General features: G+C 70.9%; 9 protein-coding genes. 6 read left to right on the forward strand and 3 right to left on the reverse strand.

From position 1 onward, the window contains the following. Positions 1-138: 138 nt before the first annotated feature. Positions 139-1,494, forward strand: coding sequence for an NAD(P)/FAD-dependent oxidoreductase (locus WEB29_01925; GenBank protein ID MEX2135706.1), 1,356 nt, complete (start codon positions 139-141; stop codon positions 1,492-1,494). A gap of 6 nt (positions 1,495-1,500) precedes the next feature. On the opposite strand, the gene WEB29_01930 is transcribed toward WEB29_01925, so the two are convergent. Next, complete coding sequence (locus tag WEB29_01930; GenBank protein ID MEX2135707.1) at positions 1,501-1,932, reverse strand: pyridoxamine 5'-phosphate oxidase family protein; 432 nt, start codon at positions 1,930-1,932, stop codon at positions 1,501-1,503. A 104-nt stretch (positions 1,933-2,036) separates the two neighbouring features. Between WEB29_01930 and WEB29_01935 the strand changes: the two genes are divergently transcribed. Next, the gene (locus WEB29_01935) at positions 2,037-2,774 is read left to right on the forward strand and encodes a sulfite exporter TauE/SafE family protein (GenBank protein ID MEX2135708.1); all 738 of its coding nucleotides are present in this window, start codon (positions 2,037-2,039) and stop codon (positions 2,772-2,774) included. Here WEB29_01935 and WEB29_01940 read toward each other — a convergent pair. Next, on the reverse strand, positions 2,771-4,159 hold the full coding sequence (locus WEB29_01940) for an FAD-binding oxidoreductase (GenBank protein ID MEX2135709.1): 1,389 nt from the start codon (positions 4,157-4,159) through the stop codon (positions 2,771-2,773). The genes WEB29_01935 and WEB29_01940 overlap by 4 nt on opposite strands. A 25-nt stretch (positions 4,160-4,184) precedes the next feature. Between WEB29_01940 and WEB29_01945 the strand changes: the two genes are divergently transcribed. From WEB29_01945 to WEB29_01960, 4 genes are all read left to right on the forward strand, one after another. Continuing rightward, positions 4,185-5,006, forward strand: coding sequence for a CPBP family intramembrane glutamic endopeptidase (locus WEB29_01945; GenBank protein MEX2135710.1), 822 nt, complete (start codon positions 4,185-4,187; stop codon positions 5,004-5,006). A gap of 27 nt (positions 5,007-5,033) precedes the next feature. Next, complete coding sequence (locus WEB29_01950; GenBank protein MEX2135711.1) at positions 5,034-5,702, forward strand: HAD-IA family hydrolase; 669 nt, start codon at positions 5,034-5,036, stop codon at positions 5,700-5,702. Between the two features lie 11 nt (positions 5,703-5,713). Beyond that, positions 5,714-6,739: a GTP 3',8-cyclase MoaA gene (gene moaA, locus WEB29_01955; GenBank protein ID MEX2135712.1), complete on the forward strand. Its 1,026-nt coding sequence runs from the start codon at positions 5,714-5,716 to the stop codon at positions 6,737-6,739. Positions 6,740-7,012: 273 nt separating this feature from the next. Further along, positions 7,013-10,324 carry an adenylate/guanylate cyclase domain-containing protein gene (locus WEB29_01960; GenBank protein MEX2135713.1) on the forward strand — a complete coding sequence of 1,104 codons (3,312 nt, stop codon included), beginning with the start codon at positions 7,013-7,015 and terminating at the stop codon, positions 10,322-10,324. Here WEB29_01960 and WEB29_01965 read toward each other — a convergent pair. Beyond that, on the reverse strand, positions 10,321-11,331 hold the full coding sequence (locus WEB29_01965) for an XdhC family protein (protein MEX2135714.1): 1,011 nt from the start codon (positions 11,329-11,331) through the stop codon (positions 10,321-10,323). The genes WEB29_01960 and WEB29_01965 overlap by 4 nt on opposite strands. Between the last annotated feature and the right edge of the window lie 5 nt (positions 11,332-11,336).

Here is an 11,336-nt window from a genome sequence, read left to right on the forward strand (position 1 = left end):
AGAGCTACGCGGCGGCTCCCCGCCGCGTACAACCGCAGGGCTCGCCCTCGAGGCGCGACAGCAGGTCGACGGCGCTCGGTGAGAGGCGGAGCGGATTCATGAGGTCGGAAGGATACGCCGCCCTATGATGCTGCGCCAGTGGACAGATTCGACCTGGTGATCATCGGCGCCGGCCCGGCGGGAGAGGCCGCTGCCTTCAAGGCCAGGAAGCTCGGCGCCTCGGTCGCGATCATCGATCGCGACCTGTTCGGCGGCGCCTGCCCATTCTTCGCGTGCATGCCTTCCAAGTCGCTCCTCCATTCGGCGACGGTGCATGCCGGCGGGGGCGACTACCCGTGGCCGAAGGCCTCGCTGCGACGCGACTGGATGATCAGCCGCGAAGGGATCGACTACCCCGATGACTCGCGCCATTTCAGGGACCTGGAGAAGGCCGGCGCGGTCGCGATGCGCGGCACCGCCCGACTCGACGGCCAGGGACGCGTCGTTGTCCGCCACGACGATGTCGAGCACGCGCTCGAGGCCGGCGCCGTGATCGTCGCCGTCGGCTCTACCAGCAAGGTGCCCGAGCTGCCCGGCCTGTCAGAGGTCCCCTATTGGACGAACCGCGAGGCCACCTCGACCCGCGAGCTGCCGGCGAGCCTCCTGATCCTCGGCGCCGGCCCGACTGGCGTGGAGCTGTCGCAGGTCTACGCCCGCTACGGGGTCCCGGTCACGCTGGTCGTGCCGAGCCCGCGCATCCTGCCGCGCGACCACGAGCGCAGCTCGGCCGCGGTGGCCAGGGCGCTGGTGCGCGACGGCGTCACGATCCGCACCGGTGCGCGTGCCGTTGCGGCGCACGCTGGTGCCGGCGCGAACGGTTCGCATCGGTTCGACCTCGATGATGGCTCGAGCGAGGAGGGCGCCGCGGTGCTGCTGGCCATCGGCCGCAGCCTGCCGCTTGCCGGGCTCGGGCTGGAGAGCGTTGGGGTGGACACTTCGACCGGTACGCTGAAGCCTGACGCCCAGCTGCGCATCGCGCCGAGGGTCTTCGTGGCCGGCGACCCGGCAGGCCCCGAGATGCACACCCACGTCAGCCACTACGAGGGCGAGATGACGGCCCGCATCGCGCTCGGCGACGAGGTCACCCCGGACCTTCGCGCCATCCCGCGCGCCATCTACACCAATCCCGAGGCGGCGTCGGTTGGGCTGCTGGTCGAGGAGGCGCAGGAGCGCGGCATCGACGCCGATGAGCTGACCAGCGACCTGGCATCGACCGCCAAGGGCGAGGCGGCCGAGGCGGAGGGCCACGTCACGATCGTGGTCGATCGCGTGGCGGGCACGCTGGTCGGCGTCTTCCTGGCCGGACCCGGCGTCAGTGAGGCGATCCACGAGGCGGTGCTGGCGGTGAAGCTGCAGACGCCGCTCTCCGTGCTGGCAGACACGATCCATGCCTTCCCGACGGTGGCCCGGGTGATGGGCCTGCTCTTCGCCGATGCGTCTGCCGGGCGCCGCTGACGCCCCCTACTCCGGGAACTCCTCGGGGTGGAAGGCATAGGCCCACATGGATCGCGGCTGGATGCGGAAGAGCACGACACCGTCACCCCAGGTATAGGGATCGGACTCGTACGCCTCACTCCACGTGCGGTGGATCTCGTCGTGGTCCGGATGCTCTCGCGCGATCCATTCGACGGTGCCGTTGGCCACGACGGCAATGCGATCGCCCTCCATGTGCACGGCACTGCAGGCGGGATTCAGCCGCAGGTGCTCGAGGCGGGTCGCGCCCGCGCCAGTGCTCACGGTGAACCGGCCGTGAATGAAGAGCGTGTCGAGTGGAGACACCCGCGGCTCGCCGCGCGAGGTCACGGTGGCGAACGCGACGTGCCGGATGCCGTCCAGATGGCGAACCACCTGCCGCGCAGTGAGCCGGCGAGTGGGCTTGACGATCTCGCGCATATGCTCGTGGCACGCGCGAAGTGCGCATCGAACATGGCCTGCAGCTCGGCGAGCTCCGCGTCGGTCTCGAACACGACTATCAGCGTAGCCCGTAGCATCGCTGCGTGGATCCGACCCTGATCCTGGCCGTCCTCTTCCTCGTGGCCGCGCTGCTCTATGGCTCCGTCGGCCACGCCGGCGCATCGGCCTACCTCGCCAGCATGGCGCTCGTCGGTGTCGCTCCGGAGGTGATGAAGCCGACCGCGTTGGTGCTCAACATCCTGGTGGCGAGCATCGTGACGCTCCGCTTCGCTCGGGCCGGCTATGTCCGACCCCTGGCTCTCATCCCGTTCGTGGCGGGCTCGATCCCTGCTGCCTTCATCGGCGGCGGGCTCACCCTGCCGACCACGATCTATCGGCCGCTTGTCGGAGCCGTCCTGCTGGTGGCGGCAGCGCGATTCGGCTGGACCGCCTCCCACGCCGGCGCTGACTTCCCACCCCGAGCTCCCTGGCCCGGCGCGGTCGCTACCGGGTCGGGGATCGGCCTGCTGGCCGGCCTGACTGGCACCGGCGGCGGGATCTTCCTGACGCCACTCCTGCTGGCCGCGGGCTGGGCGGGGACGCGCTTCGCGGCGGGAACCTCGGCCGCCTTCATCCTGGCCAATTCGATCTCGGGCCTGGCCGGCAACCTGGCCTCGGTCGGCAGCCTCCCGCCCGCCCTTCCGCTCTGGCTGGGTGCCGTTGCGATTGGCGGCGCTGTCGGGTCGCAGCTCGGCAGCCGGCGCATGCCCGCCCCCTGGATCCGCCGCGCGCTCGCAGCGGTCCTGCTCGTCGCCGGGCTGAAGCTGATCTTCCTGCCCTAGGCCTCCGCTTGGCGGAGCAGGACGCCGGGGTTCAGCATCCAGCCCGGGTCGAGCGCACGCTTGATGGCCCGCATGGCGGAGACGTCGGCGACTCCGCGATCCGCATCCAGCCAGGCCACCTTGGCGGCGCCGATGCCGTGCTCGGCACTCACCGTTCCCCCCATCTCGATCGTGAGCCGCAGGACGGCGTCGTCCACGGCCTCGTCGTCGGGTGCCGGACCGATGATCCCCACGTGCACGTTCCCGTCGCACACATGCCCGTACAGGTAGGTCGCCGCGCCCGGCGTCGTCTCCTCAACCACCGAGGGAACGAGCTCGATGAACTCAGCCAGGCGCGCGAGTGGCAGCGCCACGTCGAGCTTGTGGGCGACACCCTCGCCGCTGATCGCCTCGGTGTGGCGCTCTCGCAGGCTCCAGAGCCGGTCGCGGCCGGCCTCGTCGGAGGCGATGACCGCATCGTCGACCCCGGGCGCGTCGGCGATGGCGTCGGCCAGCCGCTCGGTCGGGTCGGCGTCGCCATCGGCCTCGAACAGCAGGTAGGCCGGATGGCGGTCGCGGAATGGGCGGTCGGAAGCGACATGGCGCAGCACGAGCTCCATCCCCTCGTCGAAGAAGAGCTCGGCAGCTGCCAGCTCGGGCAGGGATCGCCGCAGATCTCCGGCCAGCGACACCGCATCTGCCACTCGCGCCAGGCCGAGCAGGGCCACCGCGCGCCGCGGCCTGACCGGAACGACGCGCAGGTGTGCGCGCGTGATCAGGGCCAGGGTCCCTTCGCTGCCTGCGAGCAGCGAGGGAAGGTGATAGCCGGTGTTGTCCTTGACCATTCCCGGCAGTCGTCGCACGACGCTGCCGTCGGCCAGAACCGCCTCCAGGCCCAGCAGCTGCGCGCGCATCGGCCCATGCCGCAGCACATGGATCCCGCCCGCGTTGGTCGCGATCATGCCGCCGATGGTTGCGGAGTCCCTGGCCCCGAGGTCGACTCCGAACGCGAAGCCAGCGGGACGCAGATGAGCCTGCAGCGCGGCAAGCGTCCCACCGGCGCCCATCGTCACCTCGCCCGCCAGGGTGTCGACCGGCTCGAGGTCGCGCAGGCGCAGCATCGAGACGACGACCTGCGGACGGTCCGCGAGGCTATGCGGTACCGAGCCGCCCACGAGTCCGGTGTTGCCACCCTGGGGAATCACGGCCGCGCCCGCCGCCGCGCAGGCCAGGACGACGGCGACCACCTCGTCGGTCGTGGCCGGACGCACCACGGCCAGGGCTTCACCGCGCCAACGACGGGTCCAATCGGTCTCGTATGAGGCACGCAGGTCGGGGTCGGTCAGGACGTGGCTGGCACCGACCGCGGCGCGCAGCGAGTCAAGGAAGGCGTCGTGAGGCGTCATCGGCGAACATGCTGCCACGCCTCGCATGATCCGCGTCCCGGCCAGCACGTTGCTGCCGCTGATCCTCCTCGTGGCAGGAGCGGCGGTCGAATGGATGCGCCTGCCCGTGATGCTGAGTCTCCTGCTGGGATTGCTGGCATCCGTGCTCCTCGCGCGGCGCAGACCCGACGAGCGGGCCGGCCCGGTGGTCCTGGTCTATGCCGGCTGCCTCGTGGTCGCGCTGAACATGGCGTGGGCCAGCGTGCCATTGGGGGGATTCGCCGATGACCTCGCCTGCGCAGACCGGTTCGCTCCGTTCGCGGTCCTCCGGATCATCGGTGCGCTGCTGGTGCTCACGTCGGTTGGGCTGATCATGCGACTCGTGCGCGCCGATCCCGCCGACGTCGGCCTGCGCTGGCCGTCCCGCCGGTGGCTGCTCATCTGGCTGGCGGCCCTGCCCGCGATCGGGGCTGCCGCGGTCCTGCTGGGACCGATCCTGGCGAAACCGTTCTTCGGACCGATCTCGCCCATGCCGGCCGATCTGCTCAGTCTCGTTCCCGCGCTCGCCTTCGCAATCGCCAACGCCAGCATGGAGGAGGTCGCCTATCGCGGGGCGCTCCTCCGCTGGTTGACGCCCATCACCGGCGCGGCCTCCGCCCTCGCGTTGCAGGCCCTCGTCTTCGGCCTGGCGCACGGCGCCGGGACCGATTTCATCGGCTCACCATTGCCGGTCATGGCGGCCACCGCCGCGGCGGGCCTCATCCTCGGCGCCATCGCGCTGCGGACTCGCTCGCTGCTGCTGCCGATCGCGATCCACGTCGCGCTCGATATCCCGGTCTTCTACGGCAAGGTGTGCCTGGGCACCTGACCGGCCGGCGGCCGGTAGACTCGGGCGATGGGCGACCGGTGGGCGACCTTCGACTGCTACGGCACCCTCGTCGACTGGATGGGCGGCATCCGCAGCTCGCTTGCCCGCATCTGGCCCGATGCGGACGCGGCCGCTCTGCTGACCCTCTACCACCAGCTCGAGCCCGCGGTCCAGGCCGGGCGCGGGATGACCTATCGCGACGTTATGGCGGAGACGCTGGCGAGCGTGGCGGCTCTCGCCCACCTCGAGTTGCCCCGCGGCGAGCAGGATGCCCTGGGCTCGTCGCTCCCGGCCTGGCCGGTCTTCACCGAGGTGCCCACTGTCCTCGCCGAGCTGCGGAGGCGTGGCTGGCGGCTCGCCATCCTCTCGAACACGGACCCGGACCTGCTCGAGGCTTCGCTGCGCGCGATCGGGGTGCCGGTCGACCTGCGGATCGTGGCCTCCGAGATCGGCTCCTACAAGCCCGCAGTCCGCCACTGGGACGCGTTCTTCGCGCAGACCGGGGCCGATCGCGGGCGCCACGCGCACGTGGCAGCCTCGCTCTTCCACGACATCCAGCCGGGTGCGCGGCTTGGGCTTCGCTGCGTCTGGATCAACCGCGGGGCGGAGCAAAGCGACCTGCCGCGGGCCGCGGAGCTGACCGACCTGGCCGGCCTCCCCGAGCGTCTCGAGGCGCTGGTCCCCGACCGAGCGTAGCATCTACGCCCATGCCCGAGCTCCTTCCGATGCTGCCCCGCGACACGCGCGGCCGGCCGCTCCACGACCTCCGCATCAGCGTCACTGACCGCTGCAACTTCCGGTGCGTGTACTGCATGCCGCGCGCCGTCTTCGGTCGCGACCACGCCTTCCTGCCCCGCGCGGAGCTGCTCACCTTCGAGGAGATCGCGCGGCTGGTGGCGATCTTCACTCGCCTCGGCGTGGAGAAGGTGCGCCTCACCGGCGGCGAGCCCCTGGTACGGCGCGAGCTCCCGACGCTGGTGGGGATGCTGGCCGCGATCCCGGGCGTGCGCGACCTGACCCTGACCACCAACGGGGTGCTGCTCCCGGAGCAAGCCTCCGAGCTGCAGGAGGCGGGGCTGCATCGGGTTACGGTCAGCCTCGACGCCGATGACGACGCCACCTTCATGCGCATGAACGACGCCGGTGTACCCGTCTCCCGGGTGCTGGCCGGGATCGAGGCGGCGGAGGCGGCCGGCCTCGGCCCGATCAAGCTGAACATGGTGGTGAAGCGCGGCTGGAACGAGCACGCCGTGCTGCCCATGGCGCGGCGCTTCCGGGGGACGGGCCGCATCCTGCGCTTCATCGAATACATGGACGTCGGCCACTCCAACGGCTGGCGCCTGGACGAGGTCATCACCGCGGACGAGATCCTGTCGACCATCAACTCGGAATTTCCCCTTGAGCCGATGGCGCCCACGAAGCGTGGGGAGGTGGCGGAGCGCTACCGCTATCTCGACGGCGGCGGCGAGATCGGGATCATCGCGTCGGTCAGCCGGCCGTTCTGCGGCGACTGCGATCGCGCCCGTCTCTCCGCCGACGGGCAGCTCTACACCTGCCTCTTCGCGACCGCCGGCCACGATCTGCGGGCGCTGCTGCGAGGCGGCGCCTCCGATGCGGAGATCGAGGCGGCTTTGCGTCAGATCTGGGAGACCCGCGACGACCGCTACTCGGAGATCCGCTCTGCGGAGACAGTGGCGCTTCCGAAGGTCGAGATGAGCTACATCGGCGGCTAGACGCCAAGCGGCCTAGGCACGACTCGCGCTCGCCGGTATTCTGTGCGCCCAATGCAGTGCCCTTCCTGCGGCGTCGCCGCGTCCCCGAACCAGAAGTTCTGCGCCGAATGCGGCACCCGACTTCAGCAGGTGTGCCCATCGTGCGCCACGCCATACGAGGGGAGCCCGAAATTCTGCCCCGAGTGCGGGTTTGCGCTCCAGAAGGCCGCGCCCACTGCGCAAGGCGCTGCGACGAACGGCGCCCCCGCGGGCGCGCCACAGCCAGCCCCGGCAATGGCCGTTGCACCCGATGCAGGCTCTGCGAGCACGGTCGCGGAACGGAAGCTGGTCTCCGTCCTCTTCGCCGACCTAGTCGGCTTCACGACGATGTCCGAGGTGCGCGACGCGGAGGCGGTGCGCGAGCAGCTGACCGAGTACTTCGGCGTCGCCCAGGAGATCGTGACCCGGTACGGCGGATCGGTCGAGAAGTTCATCGGCGACGCCGTGATGGCCGTCTGGGGCACACCGGTCGCCCACGAGGATGACGCCGAGCGGGCGGTGCGGGCCGCGCTCGACCTGGTCGATGCCGTCAGCCACCTGGGGCACGACGGCGAGAAGCTCAGCGCACGGGCTGGGGTGCTCACCGGCGAGGCGGCAGTCACGCTCGGCGCCTCGAACCAGGGGATGGTGGCGGGCGACCTCGTCAACACGGCCTCGCGACTCCAGGCGGTGGCGACGCCTGGCACCGTGATCGTCGGCGAGGCCACCCGGCAGAGCGCCGAGAGCGCCATCGTCTTCGAGCCGGTCGGGGAGCAGGAGCTGAAGGGCAAAGTCAGTCCTGTCCCCGCCTATCGTGCGCTGCGGGTGGTCGCCCAGCGCGGCGGCGTCGGGCGAGGCGATCAGCTGGAGGCGCCCTTCATGGGGCGCGACTCCGAGCTGCGCCTGGTGAAGGACCTCTTCCACGCCGCGCCGCGCGAGAAGCGCCCGCGGCTGGTCTCGATCATCGGCCAGGCAGGCATCGGCAAAAGCCGGCTGGCATGGGAGTTCCTGAAGTACATCGACGGGATCAAGATGACCGTCCTCTGGCACCAGGGCCGCTCGCCGGCGTATGGCGAGGGGATCAGCTTCTGGGCCCTGGCCGAGATGGTGCGCAGCCGAGTCGGCCTCCTCGAGCTGGACGACGCCGCCACGACCCGCGCCAAGCTCGGAGTGGCGTTGGAGACCTACGTCCCCGACGACGCGGAGCGGCGCTGGATGGGGCCACGCCTCGAGCAGCTGCTCGGAATGGCCGACGCCGACACGGTGGGCCGTGACGATCTCTTCGCGGCCTGGCGCACGTTCTTCGAGCGGGTGGCAGGCGACAACACACTCGTCATGGTCTTCGAGGACCTGCACTGGGCCGATCCGGGCCAGCTCGACTTCATCGACCACCTGCTGGAATGGAGCCGCGGCTACGCGATCTACATCATCACCCTGGCGCGCCCCGAGCTCCTCGAGCGCCGCGCGAACTGGGGGGCTGGACAGCGCAGCTTCACCAGCCTGGCCCTGGAGCCGCTCCCCGACGATGTGATCCGGGACATCCTCGCCAGCCTGGTGCCCGGGCTCCCAGATACCACGGTCGCGCAGATCGTGACCCGCGCAGAGGGGATCCCCCTGTATGCCGTCGAGACGGTACGGATGCTGCTGCAGGATGGCCGCTTGGAGCTGCGCGATGGAGCGTATCGGCCGATCGGCGACCTCAGCACCCTGGCCGTGCCCGCCACCCTGCACGCGCTCATCGCGGCCAGGCTGGACGCGATCGATGCGGCCGATCGGTCCCTGCTTCAGTACGCATCGGTCCTTGGCCAGACCTTCACGCTGCAGGGCCTGAAGGCCGTCACCGGCCAGGGAGACGACCTCGAGGCCCGCCTGCACGGCCTCGTCCGGCGCGAGCTGCTCACGCTTGACACCGACCCGCGGTCACCTGAGCGCGGCCAGTACGGCTTCGTCCAGGCGCTGGTACGCGACGTCGCCTACGGCACCCTCACCAAGCGCGACCGCAAGGTGGTGCACCTGGCAGCCGGCGAGCACTTCGAGTCGCTCCAGGACGACGAGATCATCGATGCGACCGCATCGCATTACCTTGACGCCTATCGCAGCGCGCCCGACGATCCCGATGCCGACCGAATCCGCGCGCATGCCGCGGAGCTCCTCCAGCGGGCCGCTGAGCGGGCCACCGCCCTCGGCTCACACGAGCAGGCGGTCCGCTTCCTTGAGCTCGCGATGGATGTGACGGCCGACGCCTCCGACCAGTCCCGGCTGCTCCGGCGGACCGGCGAAGCAGCCGGCGCCGCGGGCAAGTACGACCTGGCCGAGGGCTACTTGCGTCGGGGGGTCGCCGCTGCCCGAGAGGCAGGCCATCCGCCATCGGAAGCGCAGTCGGTGGCCAGCCTCGGGAGGCTCCTCGCCAGCGGTGCGCAACCGGCCGTTGCAATCTCGGAGATCACGGCTGCCCTGCCCGCACTCTCTGGCCTCGGCCAGGATGCGAGCATCGTGGCCGTCTGGGCGGCGCTGTCGCGGGCTTACATGCTCCACGGTGAATTCGGTCCGTCGGTCGAGTGGGCCGACCGCGCCCTGCCCTTGGCGGAACGGCTGGACATGGTTCCCGAGATCGCCGACCTGCTGAACACCCGCGCAACCGCGCTGGGCTTTGGCGGCCGCGTCCGCGAGGGCGTCGCGGGGCTGCGCGGCGTGCTCGAGATGAGCGATTCCTACGGGCTCTCGTACGCCGGCATCCGGGCGCGGGTCAACCTGAGCAGCCTGCTCGCCGCCGAGGACCCGCAGGCCGGCTTTCGGCTCGCGTTCGAGGGGTTCGAGGTGGCCAAGCGAGCTGGCAGTCGGGACATGATGGCGACTATGGGCGCGAACGCGAGCGAGCTGGCCATCCACGTCGGCGAATGGGACAGCGCCGAGGCGATCCTCGCGGACCTGCTGGCAGCCGACCTGGCGCCGCCCGACCGCTTCGTCGCTGATGTCTACACCTCCATCCTGGAGGCGCTCCGCGGACGACCGTCGGAGGCGGGTACGGCCCGAGCCGAGACCTTCGGCGAGACGACCGATGAGCCGGTCGTGCTCTCTCAGTTGCATGCCTTGAAGGGCTGGGTTGCCCTCGCCGAAGGACGCTTTGCGGACGCGCACGAATCGTTCGCCGCGGACGTGGCGGCGATCCCCGACGGCGCATCCGCCGACCTCCCCCTGGTCGGGCGTGCGGCTCTGTGGGCCGGCCTACCGGAGGGCGCGCGCGCGGCGGCGGAGCAGCTTCGCAAGCTCGGGTTCCACGGTCGCGCGATTCACGCCAGCACCCGCGCTATCGACGGCGGCATCGCCGCGCTGAGCGGCAATCTCGAGGAGGCTGCCGTGGCATTCCGCGATGCAATGCGTCAGTGGCGCGATCTCGAGTGCTGGTTCGACCTCGCGCTCTGCGAGCTGGACTTCGTGAAGTTCGTCGAGGGCGAGAGTCCGGACACGGAGGCCGCTGCGAGCGAAGCGCGGTCGATCTTCACACGACTCGGGGCGCCAGCCTTCCTGCGACGCCTGGACGAGGCGGTCGGCCTGCCGAAAAGCTAGCCCGCATCGTGGATCGGGCCGCTCCGATCGCGCAGCGGACCGCCTTTCCGACCACGGGTTGCAGCCAGGATTTCGGCGATGATGGCATGAGCCACCTCCTCCGGCCCTTCGGCGCCGATGTCCAGGCCGGCGGGCGCGTGGAGCCGCTCGATGGCCTCCGGCGCACCGATCTCGGCCAGCATCTGCTCGGTGCGGCCGCGGGGGCCGAGCACGCCGAGGTAGGCAAGCGGCCGATCGAGGAACGAGCGCAGGTAGGCGATGTCGCGCAGATAGTTGTGGCTCATCAGGATGGCCGCGGTGCGCGCATCCGGGGCGAGCGCGTCGGCCGCGGCCTCCGGGTTCGGATTGGCGAAGTCGACCCCAACCCCGAAGCGTTCCGGGGTCAGCAGCGCCTCGCGCACGTCGACCACCACCACCCGCCAACCCAGCTCCGTCGCCTGACGCACCAGCGGGATGGCATCGTGGCCGGCGCCGCATACCAGCAGTCGCAGAGGTGGCAGCAGCGGCTCGTAGTAGACCCGCTCGCCGCCGAGCTCTTCGACGCGCGGTGAGCCGGCGTGGAGCGCCGCGGCGGCGGCGCCATCGGTCTCCAGCCGATGCGTCCCTGCGTCCGGGCCGCCGAGCGGGATGACCAGGCATGCGCCCTCGCCGGTGCGCAGCGCCCCAACCGATTCGAGCGCCCCGCCGGTCGGCTCGACGTACAGTTCGATGGCTCCGTTGCAGCCCAGCCCGTAGCCCCACACCGCGTCCTCGTCCGCGGTCATGTCGAACTCGACGAGGCGCGGCTCACCGGAGGCGATCACCTCGCGGCCGATGCGGGTCACGTCGCCCTCCAGGCAGCCGCCGCTGACGTTGCCAATCGGCTCGCCCGCGGCGGGTATGAGCAGACGCGCGCCCGCGCGCCGGTAGGTTGAGCCCCGCGTGGCCACCACGGTCGCCAGCGCCATCGGTTCACCGCGGGAGGCCATCGCCTCCGCGGCGTCGAGAAGCTGCGTCAACTCGGACACGAGCC

This window comes from Chloroflexota bacterium, from assembly GCA_040902225.1.
Taxonomy (GTDB): domain Bacteria; phylum Chloroflexota; class Limnocylindria; order QHBO01; family QHBO01; genus CF-167.

What these genes read in the sequence shown, in the direction of transcription:
- WEB29_01950 (MEX2135711.1), top strand. Translation starts at nt 5,034, where the DNA reads ATGGGCGACCGGTGGGCGACCTTCGACTGCTACGGCACCCTCGTCGAC.
- WEB29_01960 (MEX2135713.1), top strand. Translation starts at nt 7,013, where the DNA reads ATGGCCGTTGCACCCGATGCAGGCTCTGCGAGCACGGTCGCGGAACGG.
- moaA (MEX2135712.1), top strand. Translation starts at nt 5,714, where the DNA reads ATGCCCGAGCTCCTTCCGATGCTGCCCCGCGACACGCGCGGCCGGCCG.
- WEB29_01940 (MEX2135709.1), bottom strand. Translation starts at nt 4,159, where the DNA reads ATGACGCCTCACGACGCCTTCCTTGACTCGCTGCGCGCCGCGGTCGGT.
- WEB29_01930 (MEX2135707.1), bottom strand. Translation starts at nt 1,932, where the DNA reads ATGCGCGAGATCGTCAAGCCCACTCGCCGGCTCACTGCGCGGCAGGTG.
- WEB29_01945 (MEX2135710.1), top strand. Translation starts at nt 4,185, where the DNA reads ATGATCCGCGTCCCGGCCAGCACGTTGCTGCCGCTGATCCTCCTCGTG.